The organism is Pseudoalteromonas sp. SR43-7 (assembly GCF_014163785.1).
Taxonomy (GTDB): Bacteria; Pseudomonadota; Gammaproteobacteria; order Enterobacterales; family Alteromonadaceae; genus Pseudoalteromonas; species Pseudoalteromonas distincta.
Genome location: NZ_JACJDY010000002.1, coordinates 1 through 21,483 on the forward strand (window position 1 = coordinate 1; position 21,483 = coordinate 21,483).

A 21,483-nucleotide genomic window follows, 5' to 3' on the forward strand; every position below is an offset into this window, starting at 1 on the left:
AACGCCATTAGAAACTTTATTAGATGGAAAATTGATCTGGGCTGAGAAAAATTTAGCTCAAATCTAGACTGACAGTCACCGATTAAAAAACGGGTAACTGTCAGATCAAGTCTGAGCTAGTACAAGTAATACCTATGAAACAATGTCTTTATGCTACTTTTTTAAATTCAATCTCAAATTTTAGTTTTGCCTGTTTATAATCGTCAATAAAGTGCCTAACATTCCAGATAATATTACTTTCGCTTCGCTTTTCTCCTATACCACTAAAAAATATAAAAATACTATGCAAGCATGACATTAAGCCACAATATTGATTACTAAGTTCTTCACATTCAAAAGGAGATAAACCTAATTCAGTTCCTTTTAAATAAATATCATTTACCTCATCAAATTTATCTTTGAAGTTATCATATAATTCATTAAAACCAATTTTTTTATCATCATAATTTTTTAATGTTTTTTCGGAAAAATCAAACAAGGGCAGAGATTGATTTGAGAATTTGGTGATAGTTTCAATAAATCCTCCCTTTGTCATGGTATTCTCAGAGTTAAATTTTGATACTGCTAAGTATGAATCATTCCATACAATACGAACATTAGAGCCTATATTTTCTCCATTGTTAGAATAAGGTAAATAATCACTATCTAATGCTTCAGAAAACCACTCTGTTTGGCATATATGATTGCAATTTCTTTCATCTTCAGCGGATGGGTAAACATATAACCATACAATCTGAGCTGGTTGATCTCGCCAGAGTGTTTTAGTTATATTACTTCTGTGATATTCACAATTTGCTATTTCTGGTGTTACTTTTTTTATTACATGGATTATTTCTAACTGAGTATGTTCTTTATTTAAAATTATATTTGCAGAATACCTTTTCGCTCCTCTTATGCTTTTATCTGAAGTGGAGCTAATGGTGTAATTGTCATACGAAGGCACCTTATTTACTAGTCTTTTCAAGTCGGTAACCATACCACTATTAATTCTTTGAGCTTTTGGAACAATTATTTTCCATTGTTTTTGAGTATATTTAACATTTTGAGGAATTACTGTTTGCCAATAACACACTTCATTATCGATATCACATAAAATAATTAGCACCGAGAGGGAGTGCTCAAGCCAATATGACAAATGCTCTAACTTCCCTCGATAAATAAAAGCATCATCTTTTTCTTCTTTGAAATAGGATGCTCCAGATTTTATTTGAAGAGCAATGAGCTTTCCTGATGTGTTTTCATCTTCAACAGCTTCAATTTGAGCATCGATACCACAATCAACTATTGCTTGCTCCCTAAAAATACAGCCAATACGCTCGAATTGTGCTCCAACCGTATAAATACCAATTCTTTCACTATTTGAGCTTGAGGGGTATTTCATAAAATTAGCCTATTAACTGTTTATTTAAATTTCAGTGTTTGTGATTTTAATTTAAATAATATGATTATTCATTTGTTCTAGGAAATAATTTTATCAGTTAAACTTTCAAAATAATTAAAACTAGAACGTATTTCATCACCTCAATCTATGTGTGTTTTTCGCCACCCATTGAAACAGGGATGTGTAGTTATCGTTAATAAAGTTTGTGACTCGAACCACTGAATTTTGAAATTTATTTCAAATATAATTATGAATTAAATATGTAACTAGGCTCTTATTTTGACATTCAAGTCACAATAAAATTTTTCATAAAGATCGTGACTTGATCCATATACCTACTTAGCAATAGGTGGGGCTTTATAAATAATGAGGAACGCGTCACTTTGTGAGAAAATATAACGAAAGTGCAGAGGGTCAGGTCTTGTTTCTTGCCAAGACCAAACAGCTACCTCACATTTAACACCCTTCCCCGTCATCACGCCCTGAAAATAAGCAATTGATAAGTAATGCATTTCATGGATGAAATGAAAGCCATGCTTGCACATGGATGTGCTCTCATGCCGTTTATGTTCACATCAATTGTGTTTTGAAGGAAATAGCGTGATGCTCGGGGCGCCGTGGGGTTCTAAGGGGTGTCGGCGGTAGCCGCCCCTTGGTTGCCGCCAGCAATCTGGCAAAAAACCTTGAATAAGATTTCTTATCTTTAAAATGTGCCAAACGCATTCACATTATCGGTGATAATAACCTCAAACACATATTCAAATACTTATTCAGGCTGCCGCCCGCGCGCCAGCAAGCTAAACGCCTACAATAAATAACACATACTCTTGGTTTTTGAGCGAGTAAGTATATTTGTGATTTGTTGGGTTTCGTTTCACTCTGCCCAACCTAAGCCCATATCACTTATGGCAAATCACTATGCACAAAAAAGCCATGACATAGCTGCAACGGCTTTTATAATTTTGATAAATTCCCGGACTATTATGGGTCTGACGTACCATTAAAGTTCAAAAAATTAGTCTTGAGAATCGTTAATTAAGTTGGTTAAAAAAATTTAAAACGCTAGTTTAGAATTTATCTATTTTCAAACGTATGATTTCCTTTTTTAATTCAGATAAAACTAGATCCGTATCTATTTGTTTTATATTCTCTTTCACATGCTTCTTAAGCATTGGGTCTGTAGTTAAATTAATTCTCACTGTTAAATTGTCTTCTTTCTCACTTTTTTCGATATTCTCAATAAGAAAACTTTCAAAATCCCACGCATCAATCACTTTATCAATGTTTCTATCCAAAACCTCCTTTCTTTCCTTAGGTTTTGAAAGGTAATCCACAAGATTTTGATGCATCTCACTTTGCTTCCAAGCTTCTTTAACGGATTCACCTATAGTGTTTGTTAACAACCATAAACCTACGGCAGTTAATGTACCTCCAATTAAAATACTTCCCTTTTCTATTCGCTCAAAATAATAAGCATCTATATGATGTAATGGCCCTTTTAACTTATCTCTTAAAGATTGTTTTTCTGAAGGGCTTATAGAACTGTTATTTATTAGATAAAATACTTCTTGATATTGTATTTCCCTTAGAAGGGACGATAATTTTTTTAGAAGCCCTCTTAGAGTTCTATCTGAGACTATATTTAGATCAGGGTGATAAATTTCGAAGGTAATATTTTTCATGATTTTAGGGCTCGAGTTCAGGCGTCTATTACTTGGTTTTTTCATAGATTTTTCATAGCTAGAACGATTGTTCTTAACTTAAAACCGCAGTTCTAAGTTAGAGCTGGTGTTCGAACTTACGACACTGAACCGCAAAGCCAATTCCTTTTTATAATAAATGTACGGTTGAGTCAAATAAACCTAACGCTTTATAAAAATAATATCAATAACTTATGGGAGATAACTTAGGATACTTACTTTATTAACTAGCAAGTAATTCTAAAAAAATACAGAAGGTCAGATCTTGTTTCTTGCCAAGACAAAACACCAATTTCACGTTTAACACCCTTCCCCGTCATCACGCCCTGAAAATAAGCAATTGATGATTAATGTCGCGCATGGATGCGCGATAAGGCGGAACTAGGCCATGGATGGCCTATCTTCGCCGTTTACGTTCACATCAATTGTGCATTGAAGGATTAAGCGTGATGCTCGGGTGCGCTGAGAGTGTCCAGAGAGGGACCAGCGGCAGCCCCTCTTTGGCTGCTGTCGCCAGCGCGACAAAACCTTGAATAAGGTTTCTAATCTTCAAAAAGCGCGAAACGCATTCATATTATCGGTGATAGTAATTCCAAATACCTATTCAAATACTTATTAGGGCTAACGCCCGCGCGTCAGCAAGCTAAACGCCTACAACTAATAACACATACTCTTGGCTTTTGAGCGAGTAAGTATATTTGTGATTTGTTGGGTTTCGTTTCACTCTACCTAGCCTATGCAACTTGTGTTGTAAGGCGAAAGTTAAGTGCTTTCATCACTTTAAAAATAGTTTCCCAACGTGGCTTGGTTTTACCGTTAACTGCTTTATATAAGCTTTCACGGTTTAATCCCGTTGCTTTAGCAATATCACTCACGCCATGTTTTTTAACTAATAAGCCAAGTGCTTCAATAAAGGTATTTGGATCATCATCAGCTAAACACTCTTCTAAAAATGTATTAATTTCTTGTTGTGTTTCCATATAGTCAAACGGGTTAAAATCTGATGTTTGTAGCGCCATAATAATTACTCTAATTTATTCAACTTGCTAAATTAATGTAGCCTAAAAGCTACAGGCGCACAATGTTATTTATAGCTTTAAGGCTGCCGCCCGCGCGTCAGCAAGCTAAGCGCCTACAATAAATAACACATACTCTTGGCTTTTGAGCGAGTAAGTATATTTGTGATTTGTTGGGTTTCGTTTCACTCTTCCCAACCTACGGCCATATTATTTATGGCTTATCTTCACGCACAAAAAAGCCGTTGCATTGCTGCAACGGCTTTTATAATTTTGATAAATTTCCAAACTATAATGGAACTTACTCCCCATTAAAGTTCAAAAATCAGTCTCGGTTCTTAGTCACGATAAGTCTCAACCGCTGGGCATGAACATACTAAGTTACGGTCGCCGTATACGTCGTCTATACGTGTAACGGTTGGCCAAAACTTGTTTTTAGCCACTGCAGGCACTGGGAATGCAGCGTAAAAGCGGTCGTACGCGCGGTCCCATTCGTTACCTAACACGTCGCCTTGTGTATGCGGTGCAAACACTAGCGGGTTGTTTTCGATTGACCATTCACCAGAAATTACTTTTTCAATTTCGCCTTTAATTGACACCATTGCTTCGATAAAGCGGTCAATCTCACCTTTTGATTCAGACTCAGTTGGCTCAATCATTAATGTGCCAGCTACTGGGAACGACATAGTTGGTGAATGGAAGCCGTAGTCTTGCAAGCGCTTAGCTACGTCCATTTCAGTAATGCCTGATTGCTCTTTAAGCGGGCGTAAGTCAACAATACATTCGTGAGCAACACGGTTGTTACGACCACGGTATAAAATTGGGAAGTGCTTGCTTAGCTCATGCGTTAAGTAGTTAGCATTAACGATTGCCATTTCAGTAGCTTGTTTTAAGCCCTCGCTGCCCATCATGGTGATGTAAGCCCATGAAATAGGTAAAATAGCGGCTGACCCGTAAGGCGCTGCCGATACCGCACCGTTACCAATGTTAGTACCTGGTACGTTAATTACGCTGTGGTTTGGCATAAACGGCGCAAGGTGCGATTTAACACCAATTGGGCCAACACCTGGACCACCGCCACCGTGTGGAATACAAAACGTTTTATGCAAGTTTAAGTGCGATACGTCTGAGCCAATAAAGCCTGGGCTTGTTACGCCAACTTGCGCGTTCATGTTTGCGCCGTCCATGTAAACTTGGCCGCCGTGCTCATGAATAATGTCACAAATTTCGCGAATTGTTTCTTCGTATACGCCGTGCGTAGACGGGTATGTGATCATGATGCACGATAAGTTTTCAGACACTTCCTCAGCTTTCGCTTTAAGGTCGCTCATGTCTACGTTACCGTTTTTGTCGCAGTTAACTACCACAATTTTCATGCTCGCCATTTGCGCTGATGCAGGGTTAGTACCGTGCGCAGAGCTTGGGATTAAACATACATTACGGTGTGCATCGCCGCGTGATTCGTGGTATTTACGAATCGCGATTAAGCCTGCGTATTCACCTTGTGCACCAGAGTTTGGCTGAAGTGATACTGCATCGTAACCGGTAATGTTTACTAGCCAGTCGTGTAGCTCGCCAATCATTATTTGGTAACCCTCTGCTTGATCCAGCGGGCAGAATGGGTGAAGGTTTGCAAACTCAGGCCACGTAATTGGGATCATCTCGGCAGTTGCGTTTAGTTTCATGGTACATGAGCCTAACGAGATCATTGAGTGATTAAGCGATAAGTCTTTGCTTTCTAGTCGCTTAATGTAGCGAAGCATGTCTGTTTCACTGTGGTAGCTGTTAAAGTTTGGATGCGTTAGTACTTCGTCGTCACGTACTAAACTTGCAGGGATTGACTCGCTGCCATTTGCTTCAACGTCGGCTGCAATAGCGTCAACACTTAGGCCATGGCCTTCGCCTAAAATAATATCGAATAACTCAGTAATATCGGCACGTGTTGTTGTCTCTGATACCGAAATTGAATACTCGCCTTCGTGATTTGTTGCAAAGTTTACGCCTTTTGCAATTGCACGCGCTATTACGTCGTCTTTGCTGTCGCTTACTACTGTTAGTGTATCAAACCAAGTGCTGTGCTTAAGTGCGATGCCTTTAGCTTTAAGACCACTTGCTAAAATATCAGCAAAGCGATGTATACGCTGCGCGATAGTTTTTAAGCCTTGTGGGCCGTGGTACACCGCGTAAAACGCTGCCATGTTGGCAAGTAATACTTGTGCTGTACAAATGTTTGAGTTGGCTTTGTCGCGACGAATGTGTTGTTCGCGCGTTTGCATTGCCATACGTAGTGCGTCGTTACCTAAACGGTCTTTAGATACACCAATAATACGACCTGGTAATGAACGTTTGTATGCGTCACGTGTTGCAAAAAATGCAGCGTGTGGACCGCCGTAACCCATAGGTACGCCAAAACGTTGAGCCGAACCAAGTACTACGTCTGCGCCTAGTTTACCCGGTGCTTTTAATAGTAATAAACTCATTATGTCGGCAGCAACACAGGCAATGGCCTTTTTGCTTTGTACGCCAGCAATTAGGTCTGTTATGTCTACCACTTCGCCTGATGTAGTTGGGTATTGGAACAATGCGCCAAAAATATCAAAGTTAACGGCATCTTCTGCTTTACCTACAATTATTTCAAAACCAAACTGCTCGGCACGCGTTGTTACTACGTCGATTGTTTGTGTGTGTACATCGTCTGCAATAAAAAAGGCATTGGCTTTTTTAGCTTTTGATACGCGTTTTGCAAGGCCCATAGCCTCTGCAGCGGCTGTTGATTCGTCAAGTAGTGATGCGCTTGCTAAATCAAGACCAGTTAAATCTAGGGTCATAGTCTGGAAGTTTAATAATGATTCTAAACGCCCTTGAGCAATCTCTGGCTGATACGGTGTGTACGCTGTATACCAACCTGGATTTTCTAGTACGTTACGTAAAATTACGTGCGGTACGTTAGTTGGGTGGTAGCCTTGGCCAATGTACGATTTGAAAACTTTATTTTTGCTGGCTACTGATTTTAAGTAGCTTAGTGTTTCAACTTCAGTACGGCTTTGTCCAACTGTTAACGGTTGCTCTAGACGAATGCTAGCCGGTACAGTTTGGTCAATGAGCTCTTGCACACTCGATACTTCTAAAGCACTTAGCATATCGCTTACTTGTGCTGGGCTTGGCCCAATATGGCGGCGAATAAAATCTTGCTTTTGCTCTAGTTCTTCAAGAGATTTGGCGTTTGACATGTGTCCAGATTCCTATGATCCAAAAAATGTGGCTACTGCTGATGGGTAAACAGCAATAACTTAAAATTCTTATGATTTAACAGCCCACTTTGTATGGAAAAGTTAACTGTAAAATCATAAAAGCCCCGATATCTAAATAAAACACGCGGGGCTTTTAGTTATCTACAAAGAATAATTATTCTTCGTCGATAGTGTGCGAGTAACCTTCAGCGTCTAATAAGTTGTCTAGCTCAGACTCGTCAGATGCTTTAATTCGGAATAACCAACCGTCGCCGTAAGCGTCGTTGTTTACCGTTTCTGGTGAGTCTTCAAGTTCTTCGTTAATAGCAACAATTTCGCCACTGATAGGTGCGTAAATGTCTGATGCTGCTTTAACTGACTCTGCTACTGCACAGTCTTCGCCAGCGTCTACTTCGTCGCCAACTTCTGGTAATTCAACAAATACCATGTCGCCAAGAAGTTCTTGTGCATGCTCAGAAATACCAACAGTAAATGTACCGTCGCCTTCGTTACGAACCCACTCGTGTGAAGGTGCGTATTTTAACTCGCTAGGAATGTTGCTCATTTTATTTGTCCTTTGGTTTATATTGGGAGGATATCAATCACTGTAATTACACTGATTGATATAACCAAATTATTTAAATTATTGATTTACCGTTACGTACAAAGCTAGGCTTTACTACTTTAACGTTTACTAATTTTTTACGCATTTCTACTTGAGCTGTATCGCCTGTTGAACGTGGTACACGTGCAAGGGCTACACTAAAACCAAGTGTTGGTGAGAAAGTACCTGAGGTAATAACCCCTTCACCACCATCAACAATTACTTTAGAACCGCTACGCAAAACGCCTTTTTCTTCAAACACTAAGCCAACTAGTTTGTCAGTGCTTTTTTCTGCGCGTTGCTTAACAAGTACGTCACGACCAATAAAGTCACGATCTTCTGGTTCCCATGCAATGGTCCATGCCATGTTAGCTGCAAGTGGTGATACGCTTTCGTCCATATCTAAGCCGTAAAGGTTCATACCTGCTTCTAAACGTAGCGTGTCGCGTGCACCTAAACCAGCAGGCTTAACACCTGCGTCTAGCAGTTGTTGCCATAAATCGGCTGCTTGGTCGTTCGGTACTACTATTTCGTAACCGTCTTCGCCAGTATAACCCGTTGTAGCAATAAATAAATCACCTACTTGAACACCAAAAAATGGCTTCATACCTTCAACAGCGGCTTGTTGCTCAGCATTTAAAAGAGTGGCTGTTTTTGCTTTAGCGTTAGGGCCTTGTACTGCAATCATTGCAAACTCAGGGCGCTCTGTAACGGTTACGTCAAAGTCGCTCGATACGTTAGCTAAATGCGCTAGGTCTTTTTCGCGCGTTGCTGAGTTAACAACTAGGCGGTAAAACGTTTCACTAAAGAAATAAATAATTAAGTCGTCTATTACACCGCCTTGCTCGTTAAGCATGCCTGTGTAAAGCGCTTTGCCTGGTACGGTTAATTTTGCAACGTCGTTAGCTACTAGCTTACGTAAAAATGCTTTTGCTTGAGGCCCTTCAATATCAACAATAGTCATGTGTGATACGTCAAACATACCTGCGTCGGTACGTACGCTATTGTGTTCTTCTATTTGTGAGCCGTAGTTGATTGGCATTTCCCAGCCATGAAAATCAACCATTTTTGCGCCCGCTTCTAGGTGCTTAGCATGTAGTACAGTTTTAGAAGTCATAACATTCCTTCACGTTTAAATTAACCCTGTTTAGGGCGTGGCTTAAATAGATATAAAAACAGGTAAACATTGTTATGCTCGCCTGTTGTTTTTATTCGTTATGCGGCTTCACTATGCATAAGTGCAAAGCCTTGCGCTTGCATGTAGCTTTGCCATTTTTGTAATTCTTGTTGTTTAGCTACTAATACAAAGTGTTGTTTGTCGTTTTTATCAATGGCGGTAATAAATACATCACCGCTTTGTGCACCGTAGCAAAGTTGCGCATCAGAAAGGCGCAAACCTGGTGTTAATTTAAAAGCATTAACAAGGGTATCAAATGCGTTGTCGCCACTTAAAATAAAGCTTGCTAGGTCCGTGCGTACTACATAATCAATATCAAAACGTAATTGCTGCTCGTTTATAAGCGCTTGTAGTTGAAGGCTTGCGTTGTGTGGTAGTACGAATCTAAAGGCGGTTTCGCTAAAGTAATAAACAGCAAAACTGTAGTCTGAATTATAGTCGCCATCAAGCGTGCCTTTTAAGCCTAAACCGCTGGCGGTAAGCTTAGTTAAATCAAGGCCTAAAATAGTGCTTAAAAATACACTGGTTTCGGTGCCGCTAAAATCCATTACAACGTGATTGTTGTTAGTTTGCAAAGCGTTAGTAACCGCACTACTTGCGTTGCTGTGGCGGGCAAACATTATTGGGTTAAAAGTCATAGCAAACACCTGTGTATTTTCGATTACAAAAGTATATTGCCCACGCCTATCAACAACAAATTGTAATTATTTATCAATTGATAAATAATACTTATATATATGGCTATATAAATTGTAATTTTAAATATGAAAAACATATCAACAGACGGTTTACGTACTTTTGTAATGGTAGTTGAAATAGGTGGCTTTGCTAAAGCAGGCGATTTACTTGGCCTGTCGCAACCTGCTGTAAGTTTGCAAATAAAGCGCTTAGAAGACGTGCTTGGCTATAAACTATTTAAAAAACAAGGGCAGCGCCAAGTATTAAACCAGTACGGCGAGCTATTATTGCCTATGGCAAAACAAATGATGCAACACAACGATGCTATTTTGCAGCAGTTCACCTCAGAAAACATTGCAGGTAAAGTGCGCTTGGGTATTCCGAGCGAATTTGCAGCGCGTATTTTACCCTCAATTATTGGCGACTTTGTGGCGCTCTACCCTGAGGTGTCGTTAGAGGTTAAGTCGCGTTTAAGTAAGCATTTGCTTTCGGCTTCTCGCCAAGATCAGTTTGATTTAGTACTTGCGCTAAATGAGCGACTCAACTCTGATAAGTTTCCTATTTTTATGCAAGACGAACTAGTGTGGGTGGGCGATCTGTCTCTTGCGCATAACGAGGTAGTTACCCTAGTTACCGCACCAGAGGGGTGTATTTATCGTCGCCGTGCTACTGATGCATTAAAAAGTGCAGGCATTAAATACCGAATAGTTTATAGCAACGCCGATTTAACCGGCCTTATTGCTGCATTAAAAGAAGGCTTAGGTATTACGGTACTTGCCAAAAGTACAGTACCGAGTGAGCTTAACTATCAGGTTCAAACCAAGCATTTACCAGCTCTTGGTAATATTGGTATTAGCTTGGTTAAAAGTTCGGGTGAGTCAGAAAATGCGGTAGATAAACTCGCTGAATTTATAGCTCTACGCTTGGGCTAGCGCTTACGTAGTACATATAATTCGTTCAGCCTTTATAGCTAGCAAAGCAATTACAAAATAATACAAAAGAAACAATTTAGTTAATTAAGTTGCATAAGCAGGTGTTTTTAGTTCTATTAAACTGAATAATTAAATAGTTAATAACATTGATTCGTATTCGTTAACGTGTTCAAATTGCGCCAATTAAGATAATTGACATGATTAGGAACACAATGAACCCTAAGTTTTTAGTATCTACTTTGGCAACAGCGGTTGCTTTGTCTTTTAGTGCTACTGCAATAGCAAAAGACACCAGCAATAAAGAACAACGCTTTGAACAAATTACTGTTATTGGCTCTCAGCAAGCAATTAACGATATTCCTGGTTCGGCTACGTTTATTTCTGAAGAAGAACTTCAAAAATTCCAGTTTACCGATATTTCTCGCGTTTTAGCGTCTGTTCCGGGCGTTTACGTGCAAGAAGAAGACGGTTATGGCCTTCGTCCTAATATTGGTATGCGCGGTACAGGTACTGGCCGTAACGATAAAATATCAGTAATGGAAGACGGTGTATTAGTTGCACCAGCACCATATTCAGCACCTTCTGCATACTACTTCCCTACTATGGGTCGTATGGAATCTATTGAAGTATTAAAAGGCGCAGCCTCAGTTAAGTACGGCCCGCGTACTACGGGTGGTGTTTTAAACTTACTTTCGCGCAGCTTACCAACTGAGCCAAATAGCTCAAAAGGTATGGTAGATGCAGCCCTTGGTAGCGACGGTTACTACAAAGGCCACGCTTACTTTGGTAAAGAAAAAAATAACACAGCAGGTTTAATTGAAGTATTTACTTACGGCGCAGACGGCTTTAAAGAGCTGCCAGTAGGCAATGACAACACCGGCTTTGAAAAAACAGATTTACTATTAAAGTTTGGCCATACGTTTGGTCAAAACGATGCGCATAATCTTGAGCTAAAAATTAAGTACTCTGACGAAACATCAGACGAAACATACATGGGCTTAACTGACGAAGACTATAAACAAAGTCCTTACCGTCGTTATGCTGCATCGCAAAACGATGAAATGAATACGCGCCACAACGCATACCAACTTAACTATGCATACCGTTTTGGTGATGGCTATGAGTTTTTAGCTACGGCTTACTTAAACGATTTTCATCGTAACTGGTATAAAGCCAGCAAAGTAAGCGAAAGCTACCTTGAGCAATACAGCGATTTTGAAGCAAACCCAACAAGCGAAGGTATTGAAGGTATTGGCGTTAAAGCTAATAACCGCGACTACCAAGCTAAAGGTATTCAGTCTGAATTACATATTCCGGCAGGCGAACACTATGTGACTGTTGGCGTACGTTACCACGAAGACGAAATGGATCGTTTTCAATGGGAAGACAAATACACACTTAATCAAGACCTAAGCTTAACGCTTACAGAGCAAGGCGTTCCGGGCTCTGATAGCAACCGCGTAGATAGTGCAGAAGCAAGCACCTTGTTTATTCAAGATGAGTGGACAATTGATGCATTAGTAGTAAGTGCAGGCCTTCGTTATGAAGACATTACTATTACGCGTGAAGAGTGGTCTAAATCAGATCCAACACGCAGCAACGGTTTAACTAAAGATGTGTCGAACGACACTGAAATTTTAGTGCCGTCACTAGGTGCTACATACACGCTTAACGAAAACGTAACGCTACTTGCGGGCATTCAAAAAGGTTATGCACCAGCTGCACCTGGTAATGCTGACCAAGAAGAAGAAGAAAGTGTAAACATTGAGTTTGGCTCTCGCTTTAATATGGATGGCTTTAGCGGTGAAGTAATTGCGTTTTACTCAGACTACGACAACATGCACGGTAACTGTACTGCAGCGGTTGGTTGTAGCGACGACAACATTGGCGACCAATACAACTACGGTGAAGTAGAAGTAGCGGGCTTTGAATTTAGTGCAGCACGTACGTTTGCAACTGATACAGCTATGTTCCCAGTTAAATTAACGTATACCTACACAGACTCTGAGTTTAAAAACGATTTTGATTCAGAAATTTGGGGCGCGGTAGAAAAAGGCGATGCAATGCCTTACGTACCAGAAAACCAAGTAGCGTTATCGTTAGGTGCTGAGTTTTCTGCGTTTGTAGTTAACAGCCAAATACGTTACGTATCTGATGCGCATGCTAACTTAACGCAATCGGGCTTAAACGCAATTGATAGCCGCGTAGTATGGGATTTAGCTGCTAAATACTTAATCGATGAAAATCAAAAAGTATACCTAAGCGTTGATAACTTGTTTGGTAAAACATACGTTGCTAACCGTTCAAACGGTGGCATTCAGCCAGGTAAGCCGCGTACTGTTCAAGTAGGCTACACTTACTCATTCTAAATTGAAAGCTGGTTAAACGGTTCACTAACAGCGTTAATAATTTTTTATGTAAGAACACTACACATCTAAATTATTGCCTTGTTATTAAACCGTTTTCCTGCGCTTTGTGTAGGAGAAATGGTTCACTAGCTACGTTAAAAGTAACTCATATAAGAACACTATATTTCGTTATTTTTGCCTTATACCAATCTGCTTATATATGAGGTCTATTTAACGTTAAGAAAATTACACTAGAACTAGGCAATAATTTTTGTATCTAGTTGTTCTAAATAAAAAATTTTTAACGACGTTATAGTGCAATTTAATTCGTTAAATTGATCAAAGATTTATGCAGCTTGGTATTACTATAGAGCTATTTTCCTATCGCTATAATAGAGTATCAATTGGTGTAAAGTTAAAGCGTAAATTACAGACACAAAAAAGCCGAGATTGAATTTCAATCTCGGCTTTTTAATACATAAAACTTATCGTTTTATATATTAGTTATTTGCGTTACGTTGGCGTAATACTTCAAACAAACAAATACCCGTGGCTACCGATACGTTTAAGCTTGAAACAGTACCTGCCATTGGGATTTTAACGAGCATATCGCAATGCTCACGCGTTAAGCGTCGCATGCCCTCGCCTTCTGCACCCATAACAATAGCCATTGGCCCCGTTAAGCTTGCATCAAATACGTGGTTATCAGTTTCGCCAGCAGTGCCTACAACCCATACTCCTGCATCTTTAATTTCACGAAGCGTACGTGCAAGGTTAGTCACTTGAATAAGCGGTACTGTTTCGGCTGCGCCACAGGCCACTTTACGTGCTGTGCCGTTAAGCTTTGCCGACTTATCTTTAGGTACAATCACAGCGTGAACACCTGCCGCGTCTGCACTACGTAGGCATGCACCTAAGTTATGAGGATCGGTAATACCATCAAGCACAAGTAAAAATGGTGTGTCTTCACGAGCGATTATCGCATCAAGATCTTTTTCATTAAACGTTGGCGCTGCTTTTACGTTAGCAATAATACCTTGATGCTGCTCACCTTTTGATTTGCTATCAAGGGCTTTACGCTGCATAAACTGTACTGAAATACCAAATTTACGTGCTTCATCAATAATCGGAGTTGAGCGTTTGTCGTCACGGCCTTTAAGGGCGTAAATTTCTACAAAGCGCTCTGGTTCGCTTTCTAAAATTGCTTCAACAGAATGAAAGCCAAAAATTAATTCATTACTCACGTATTGTCTGCTCCTGGGCTAGTACGTTTGCGGGCATTTTTGCCTGCTCTTTTAGGCTTTTTAACGGCCTTCTTCTTTGGTTTTTTCTTTACGGCAGAGTCTGCTGCTTTTTTATCTGCAGGTTTTGTTGCAGACTTATTTGCAGGCTTGCCTTTATCTTTATTTGCTGGCTTTTTTTTACCTTTTGGTTTGTCATCGCTGTGCGATTTTTTACCAGGTACTTTGCCTGCTTTTAATTGCGAACGCACACTTGCTGGCGCATGCTCAGACTTACCTGAGCCTTTTTTTGGTGCACGACGACGTGAGTATCTGTCTTGTGCAACATCGCCTTTAAGCGTTAAGTTTATACGGCGATCGTCTAAACTAACCGACGCAACTTTTACTGTTACTTTATCGCCAAGGCGATAAACTTTGTGAGAGTGCTCACCTATTAGGGTGTGTTTTGCAGCATCATGTGCAAAAAACTCGTCACCTAAATTAGTAACGTGAATAAGTCCATCAATTTGTAAATCGTCTAAACGAATAAACAAACCAAAATTGGTAACCGATGAAATAACACCATCAAACTCTTCACCTACATGGTCTTGCATAAACTCACATTTAAGCCAATCAGCTACTTCGCGAGTTGCATCGTCAGCACGACGCTCTGTTGTAGAACACTGCTCACCTAGTTGATCAACTTCATCATCGGTGTAAGCATATTCGCCAGACGTTTGCTGACCTTGTGCTTTTATTACTGCTTTAATAGCACGATGCACTACTAAATCTGGGTAACGACGTATTGGCGATGTAAAATGCGCGTAAGCCGATAACGCTAAACCAAAGTGACCAATGTTATCTGGCTGATATACTGCTTGTTTCATTGAACGCAGTAACATAGTTTGAATAAGTTCAGCTTCTGGGCGCTCACCTAATCGCGCTAATACTTGCGTTATTTCTTTTGGTGTTGGCTCGTCGCTCAATGTGCTTTCAATACCTAACTCGCCTAAAAACTTAGTAAAGTTACCTAGTTTTTCTTGATCTGGTTCGTCATGCACACGATAAAGCGCACTCGCTTCATGCTTTTCAAGAATTTTAGCCGCTGATACGTTGGCTAAAATCATACATTCTTCAATGAGTTTGTGCGCGTCATTACGAATAACAGGCACTATTGATTCTATTTTACGCTGAGCGTTAAATACAAAACGTGTTTCTAGGGTTTCAAACTCAATGGCACCGCGGTCTTGGCGTGCAGCTTTAAGTGCCATGTACATTTGCTGTAAATCAGTTAAATGTGGCACAACGGCTGAGTATTCTTCGCGTAGTTTTTCGTCGTTTTGTAAAATGGCATTTACTTTGGTGTAAGTTAAACGTGCATGCGAGTTCATCACGGCTTCGTAAAACTTATAACCCGAAAGTTTACCCGCGCTCGACACGGTCATTTCGGCAACCATACATAAGCGATCTACTTTTGGATTAAGCGAACATAATCCGTTAGAAAGTACTTTTGGAAGCATCGGAATTACTTGCTCAGGAAAATACACTGAGTTACCACGCAAAATTGCTTCTTTGTTAAGTGGCGTGTTCATTCCTACGTAATGCGATACATCGGCAATAGCAACCCATAAGCGCCAGCCACCTGATTTTTTAGGTTCACAATATACGGCGTCATCAAAGTCGCGTGCATCTTCGCCATCAATAGTTACAAGTGGTAAATCACGTAAATCTACGCGACCTTGTTTGTCGGCTTCTTCAACAAATTCCCCTAGGTGAGCAACTTGAGCTTCAACTTCTTCTGGCCATACATGTGGAATATCGTGATTGCGCAGTGCAACTTCAATTTCCATACCTGGGGCTAAATGCTCACCAAGTACATCTATAACTTTACCTACCGCGTTCATGTTACGGCTTGGGTTTTGCGTAATTTTAACCTGCACCATTTGGTTATGGCGGGCACCGTTTTCGTTGCCTGGTAAAATCATTATATCTTGCGTTATGCGCGGGTCTTCAGCGACTACAACAGCAACACCGTGCTCAACAAAGTAACGGCCAACAATTGGCGCGCGCTCGTTAGTAAGCACTTTTATAATACGTGCATCGCATTTTGAGCCAGAACCACGTTTAGTGCCTTTAGCTAATACAATGTCGCCATGTAACACCATATTCATTTGGTGCTTAGCAATAAACCAATCTTTACTCTCGCCTTCAACTTCTAAAAAGCCGAAACCGTCTCTGTGGCCTATTACTTTGCCTTTGGTTAAACCGGCTTCGTCAATTAGGGCATAGCATTTAAATTTATTGAAATACAGCTGTCCGTCACGCTCCATAGCGCGAAGGCGGCGTTTAAATGCTATTTGGCGTTCGTCATCATTTACTGCTAGTTCTTCACATAATTGCGCGTAGTTAGCAGGCTTTGAACGCTCTTGAAGGTGAGTAAGTATAAACTCACGACTAGGGACTGGGTTTTCGTACTTTTCTTGTTCTCGACTGAGATTTGGATCTTGGTTTGACATTCACTATCTTGTTAGTTGGTTATGTAGGTATTTTAACCCATATAGTTATAATGAGACAGGTAAAAGCTATTAAACTTTTAAGAAAGCACTTTTACCTTGCTGTTTACCTTGGTGTATAGTTTAAAAATTTAGCGCAATGGGGCTTAACGATCCCTTAACTGCAAAGTGTTTTCATCTGGTAGCAATACTAAGACTTATACTATTTTTTTTGTAGATTTTTCCACAACAGTTTACTTATATTATCAATAAAGCTCGGGTCTTCTTCTTTCATCGTAAGTAAAATCTGCTTATTCATTTGTGTTTTATTTTGAGCGTAAATCCAACGATTTTTATTAAACTGCTGGGCAAACTCAAGTACACCCGCTTGTAGTTCGTCGTTATTTGCAAACACAGCTTCAACTACTTTGTTCTCTAGCAACTGCTGTGCACCAACCCGCTCTCCTGACATAGCTAGACGATTAAAGAAGGTTTGCGAAATAGCCTTATTAATTATAGGAAACATCGACGGAACAAACGGCACCATTACATCCACTTCAGGAAAACAAAAAAAGCCTTTGTCTGATTTCATAAATCTAAAGTCGCACGCACACGCAAGTACAGAACCATTACCATAGGTATGCCCGTTTAACGCAGCAATAATAGGCATAGGAAAAGTAACTATACGTTTAAATAAGTTACTTATTTGAATCATAAAGTCAGAAATTGCTGCAGGTAAAATACTTGGATTAGACATCCATTGAAGGTCGATACCCAATGACCAGTTTTTATCACTTGAAGACGTTAAAATAACTGACTTAATATTTTGTTCTGCTTCAATGTGGTCTAGGTGTAAATTAAACTCAGCCAAAAACGCTGGGTTGTGGCGGTTTTCAGCGGTATTCATGATGAGTATAGCGATATTATTTTTAGTTGTTAGTTCTATTAAATTTGCCATTAAAACCTCTTTTAGCGCTTTTTAAGCTAATTTTAAGCGCTGTTCGTTACTTTTACATATCATAGTAATACTTTGCTTATAATTTATAAACCCGCTAATTAAAGCCACCCTTTTTGTTTAGCTATACGCGCAGCATCTATGCGGTTAGTGGCGTTTAATTTTGCAATGGCATCCGATAGGTAGTTACGCGTAGTCCCTTCGCTAATAAATAACTGCTTGGCTATGTCGCTTGTTTTAAGGCCATCGCTTGCAAGTTTAAGGGCTTTGCGTTCTTTATCGGTAAGTGGATCTGCGTCGTCTAATGCATTAATAGCAAGCTCTGGGTCAATTACCTTTTGTCCCTGCATTACTTTTTTAAGCGCATTTATTAACTCTTCACTTGGTGCTTCTTTTAAAATAAAACCTTTAACGCCTGTCGTAAGCGCTCGCCTAATATAACCCGCACGAGAAAATGTAGTCATAATAACCATTTTTATAGTAGGAAATTTAACAGCTATTTTTTCGCTAAGCTCTATACCATTCATGGTTGGCATTTCTATATCGGTTAAAATTATATCGGGATGTAAATCACTATCAAGCGCCTCAATTGCATTAAGTGCATCTTGCCCGTTACTTGCTTGCCCAATAATCTCAATATTAAAATCAAGCCCTAACAATGCTGCTACTGCGTCGCGCACAAGCGCCTGATCTTCCACTAAATATACTCTGATCATTATAAATCCTTAGCTGTAATTGGCAGCACTACTTTTAAAGTAAAATTATCGCCACAGGTAAATGCTGCACTGCCATTTAGTTGCTCTGCCCGCTCTTTAATACCATTTAGGCCATTGCCCGAATTCAATGTACTGCACGGACCATGGTCAATTACGGTTATAAGTAACTGCTGCGCTGTTTGTTCTATATTTATTTCGCAATTTTTTGTGTTGCTATGGCGTAATAAGTTAGTAACTGCCTCTTTAATTATAAGGCCTGCTATACCCTCTACTTTAGCGGGCAGAGCATTTAAAACCACATTAAATGAAACGTTAAATCCTTGCTCTATTAACCTTTGCTTTAACTGTGCTACTTGGCTGACAAGATTAAGCTGTTTTAAATCACTTACGGCGCTTCTTACATCGCTAAGCAACTGCCTTGCCAAATCGGCCACTTGTGCAATTTCGCTATTTGCTTGAGCGTATCGCTCTCCTTGGTTTAATTTATTAGCAAGCTCAGCCTTTAGAGCAATAGATGACAATGAGTGGCCTAAAATATCATGCAAGTCGCGAGCTATTCGTTCTCGCTCTGCAATAGCTGCTAATTGCTCTAGTTGGTTAGCGCTTTCTTGTTCGCGCTTTTTGTATAAGCTTTCTCTTTTTGCTGCAATACCGTAACTAAATAATGTGGCGCAAAGAATCAAAGCAACGCCTAAAAAGTATTGAACCTTACCTATATCTCCAATATATGTGCTTAATAAAACCGTGAATATAATTGCGATCGCAGCATAAATTCTTTGTCGGGAGCAGTAAGAGTAGCCTGCTATATAGGCTACGAAACCAAATAAAGTAGGCGTACCTGTGGTGTAATAAGTAGCGCAAAAACAAATTAAGAGCATGACTAAAAATAACTTAGTCACCCCTGCACTTTTACAGTTTATTGCTTTTATATACAAAAGAATAAAAGCAACATAGAAGGCTAAAGACATAACAATTTGGTTAACGGTAAAGCTCGCAAAATTAATTATTAGCGGGAGTAAATAAAAGCCGGTAAAAATTAAATGTCCATATTTCCAAAAACCTTTATCACTTTGTTGAGAAAAGCTGCTTAACGAGCTCATACTAATACCTCTGGCATATTATTTTTACTTATAGCACTATTTTTATTAATAAATATAAATAACATAAAAATGCATACCAGCATAAAGCAATCTGCGTACGTAATCGTAAAACTTAACGCCTCTAGCACTTCATTAATAGTTAAGCTAATTAAAATTAAAGAATTCATAATTACCTCCTGTTGAGTAAGGTAACTATGCCCGCGTACAAAAATAATAAGAGTGTGAAGTGTCATCAACTTTAATGACTTTTGTCATGAGGAAAAAATTCATCTTAAGAATTTTTAAGCAATGTTAATATATTCAAAAAGTACAACAAGGAAACTAAATGCAGCCTCAGCAACAAAGTTTAATTTATTTACACATAGCGGTATTACTTTTTGGCGGGACCGCTCTATTTGCCAAACTTATTGGTTTAAATGCTTTAGATATTACCGTTTACAGAACTGCAATTGCAGGAATGGCTATTTTAGCCATGCTTTATTTTCAAAAAAAACAAATTAAACTCAACAAACCTAAAGACTATCTTATTGCGTTATTTTTAGGTGTTGCGGTGGGTATTCACTGGGTTACCTATTTTGCTGGTATGCAAATGGCCGGTATAACTATTGGAATGCTGGCATTTTTTAGCTACCCCGTAATGACGGTGTTTTTAGAACCCTTATTTAATAAAAGCAGGCCAAAAGCAAAAGATATAATAAGTGCAGCGGTGGTTGTTTTAGGTATTTACTTATTAGTACCAAGTGCAAACTTGGGCGATGATGTAACCCTAGGTGTAATAACAGGTGTGATATCAGCATTGTTTTTTTCAATAAGAAACATTACTCATAAGCGCTACTTTAGCCAATATGGCGGGCCGCAAACGATGTTTTATCAAACCTTAGTGGCAAGCATTATGTTGTGTGTATTTATAGAAGTACCAGTGTATGAGGTTAGTAATCACGACCTGATTTTAATTGCTGTAGCGGGTGTTATATTTACAGCTACACCGCACTCGTTATTTGCAGCAAGTTTAAAGCATTTATCAGCGGCAACCGCGGGGTTAATTTCTTGCTTGCAGCCACTTTATGGCACCATACTGGCTATAGTAATTATTCATGAACGTCCTACTGTTATGACGTTAGTTGGTGGTGCACTCATAGTGAGTGCCGCTTGTTTTGAAACGTGGTCAATCACTAAAAAGGCTCGATAATGAAAGTATTTGCACACCGTGGTGCCAGTGGGGATTTTCCTGAAAACACCAAAAGCGCTATTTTAGAAGCGTTAAAAGTAGGTGTTGATGGTATTGAAGTAGATATTCAAAGTTCCTTAGATGATTACATGGTAATACATGACTCATGGCTTGATAGAACCACCAGCGGTAAAGGTAGGGTGAGTAACTTTACCGCTCATGAGCTCTCTAAGCTTGATGCTGGAAATGGTGAAAAAATTCCTACTCTTCAGCAGCTGTTTGATTGGAATAACAATAAATCTTTATTAAATATTGAGCTTAAACACACGTTTGCACTAGAAAGGTTTGTGGCTCAATTAGAACAAAACATTGAAGCTAAAAAAATATCGAAAGCCAATATTTTAGTATCATCGTTTGATCATCATCAACTACAGTGGCTTAAAAACAAGCTACCATGGCTTAAAATAGGTGCCCTTACTTCTTCTATTCCAATTAACTATGCAAAGTTTGCTAGTGATTTAAACGCTTATAGCGTACATGCAGATAAAACCTTTATAAATAAGGCTTTTGCAGAGGATGCAAAAAAAAGAGGCCTAAAGATTTATGCTTATACAGTCGATAGGGAAGAAGATATAGCGCTAATGCTTGAGTATGGCATAGACGGAATTTTTACAAATTACCCAGCGCGAACCAAAGCTTACTTGTTGTCGTTACAAAAAGGCTAACTTACATTCCCCTCACTTAAATAACAATCGTAGGGCTTGAG

At 39.4% G+C, this 21,483-nt stretch carries 17 protein-coding genes; 4 read left to right on the plus strand and 13 right to left on the minus strand.

Translation table 11 applies throughout. The annotated features are described in order from the left end of the window. Positions 1 to 148 precede the first annotated feature (148 nt). The 7 genes from H5087_RS01300 to H5087_RS01330 all read right to left on the minus strand — a co-directional run bounded on the left by H5087_RS01300 (position 149) and on the right by H5087_RS01330 (position 9,746). Entirely contained in the window at positions 149 to 1,381 is a 1,233-nt protein-coding gene (locus H5087_RS01300) for a DUF4365 domain-containing protein (RefSeq protein ID WP_182670910.1), read from the minus strand. Between the two features lie 1,067 nt (positions 1,382 to 2,448). Continuing rightward, a complete protein-coding gene (locus H5087_RS01305) occupies positions 2,449 to 3,108 on the minus strand; it encodes a hypothetical protein (RefSeq protein WP_220491513.1) in 660 nt (219 codons plus the stop codon). 707 nt (positions 3,109 to 3,815) lie between these two features. Continuing rightward, positions 3,816 to 4,100 carry an addiction module antidote protein gene (locus tag H5087_RS01310; RefSeq protein WP_007579952.1) on the minus strand — a complete coding sequence of 95 codons (285 nt, stop codon included), beginning with the start codon at positions 4,098 to 4,100 and terminating at the stop codon, positions 3,816 to 3,818. A 335-nt stretch (positions 4,101 to 4,435) separates the two neighbouring features. Next, positions 4,436 to 7,327, minus strand: a complete 2,892-nt coding sequence (gene gcvP, locus H5087_RS01315) for an aminomethyl-transferring glycine dehydrogenase (RefSeq protein WP_182670911.1) — start codon at positions 7,325 to 7,327, stop codon at positions 4,436 to 4,438. 175 nt (positions 7,328 to 7,502) lie between these two features. Then, positions 7,503 to 7,892, minus strand: a complete 390-nt coding sequence (gene gcvH / locus H5087_RS01320) for a glycine cleavage system protein GcvH (RefSeq protein ID WP_002958029.1) — start codon at positions 7,890 to 7,892, stop codon at positions 7,503 to 7,505. A gap of 73 nt (positions 7,893 to 7,965) precedes the next feature. Next, positions 7,966 to 9,048 carry a glycine cleavage system aminomethyltransferase GcvT gene (gene gcvT / locus H5087_RS01325; RefSeq protein WP_002958027.1) on the minus strand — a complete coding sequence of 361 codons (1,083 nt, stop codon included), beginning with the start codon at positions 9,046 to 9,048 and terminating at the stop codon, positions 7,966 to 7,968. Positions 9,049 to 9,146: 98 nt separating this feature from the next. Beyond that, positions 9,147 to 9,746 (minus strand): hypothetical protein, encoded by a 600-nt coding sequence (locus tag H5087_RS01330; RefSeq protein ID WP_182670912.1) that lies wholly within the window; start codon positions 9,744 to 9,746, stop codon positions 9,147 to 9,149. Between the two features lie 126 nt (positions 9,747 to 9,872). On the opposite strand from H5087_RS01330, the gene H5087_RS01335 reads away from it, so the two are divergent. Beyond that, positions 9,873 to 10,718, plus strand: a complete 846-nt coding sequence (locus H5087_RS01335; RefSeq protein ID WP_002958025.1) for a LysR family transcriptional regulator — start codon at positions 9,873 to 9,875, stop codon at positions 10,716 to 10,718. 212 nt (positions 10,719 to 10,930) lie between these two features. Then, entirely contained in the window at positions 10,931 to 13,087 is a 2,157-nt protein-coding gene (locus H5087_RS01340; RefSeq protein WP_182670913.1) for a TonB-dependent receptor domain-containing protein, read from the plus strand. A gap of 479 nt (positions 13,088 to 13,566) precedes the next feature. Here H5087_RS01340 and rlmB read toward each other — a convergent pair whose 3' ends face one another. From rlmB to H5087_RS01370, 6 genes are all read right to left on the minus strand, one after another. After that, complete coding sequence (gene rlmB / locus H5087_RS01345; RefSeq protein WP_002958023.1) at positions 13,567 to 14,310, minus strand: 23S rRNA (guanosine(2251)-2'-O)-methyltransferase RlmB; 744 nt, start codon at positions 14,308 to 14,310, stop codon at positions 13,567 to 13,569. Next, positions 14,307 to 16,802 carry a ribonuclease R gene (rnr, locus tag H5087_RS01350; RefSeq protein ID WP_182670914.1) on the minus strand — a complete coding sequence of 832 codons (2,496 nt, stop codon included), beginning with the start codon at positions 16,800 to 16,802 and terminating at the stop codon, positions 14,307 to 14,309. The genes rlmB and rnr overlap by 4 nt, the downstream gene beginning before the upstream one ends. A 199-nt stretch (positions 16,803 to 17,001) precedes the next feature. Further along, positions 17,002 to 17,736 carry an enoyl-CoA hydratase/isomerase family protein gene (locus H5087_RS01355; protein ID WP_182670915.1) on the minus strand — a complete coding sequence of 245 codons (735 nt, stop codon included), beginning with the start codon at positions 17,734 to 17,736 and terminating at the stop codon, positions 17,002 to 17,004. Positions 17,737 to 17,834: 98 nt separating this feature from the next. Then, entirely contained in the window at positions 17,835 to 18,449 is a 615-nt protein-coding gene (locus H5087_RS01360) for a DNA-binding response regulator (RefSeq protein ID WP_138488568.1), read from the minus strand. Further along, entirely contained in the window at positions 18,449 to 19,549 is a 1,101-nt protein-coding gene (locus H5087_RS01365) for a sensor histidine kinase (RefSeq protein ID WP_182670916.1), read from the minus strand. Before H5087_RS01365 ends, H5087_RS01360 begins: the two co-directional genes overlap by 1 nt. Beyond that, on the minus strand, positions 19,546 to 19,716 hold the full coding sequence (locus tag H5087_RS01370) for a hypothetical protein (RefSeq protein ID WP_164487629.1): 171 nt from the start codon (positions 19,714 to 19,716) through the stop codon (positions 19,546 to 19,548). The genes H5087_RS01365 and H5087_RS01370 overlap by 4 nt, the downstream gene beginning before the upstream one ends. Before the next feature lie 158 nt (positions 19,717 to 19,874). Here H5087_RS01370 and H5087_RS01375 point away from each other — a divergent pair, with 158 nt between their 5' ends. Beyond that, entirely contained in the window at positions 19,875 to 20,738 is an 864-nt protein-coding gene (locus H5087_RS01375) for a DMT family transporter (protein WP_182670917.1), read from the plus strand. Then, entirely contained in the window at positions 20,738 to 21,442 is a 705-nt protein-coding gene (locus H5087_RS01380) for a glycerophosphodiester phosphodiesterase family protein (RefSeq protein ID WP_182670918.1), read from the plus strand. Before H5087_RS01375 ends, H5087_RS01380 begins: the two co-directional genes overlap by 1 nt. Positions 21,443 to 21,483: the final 41 nt, after the last annotated feature.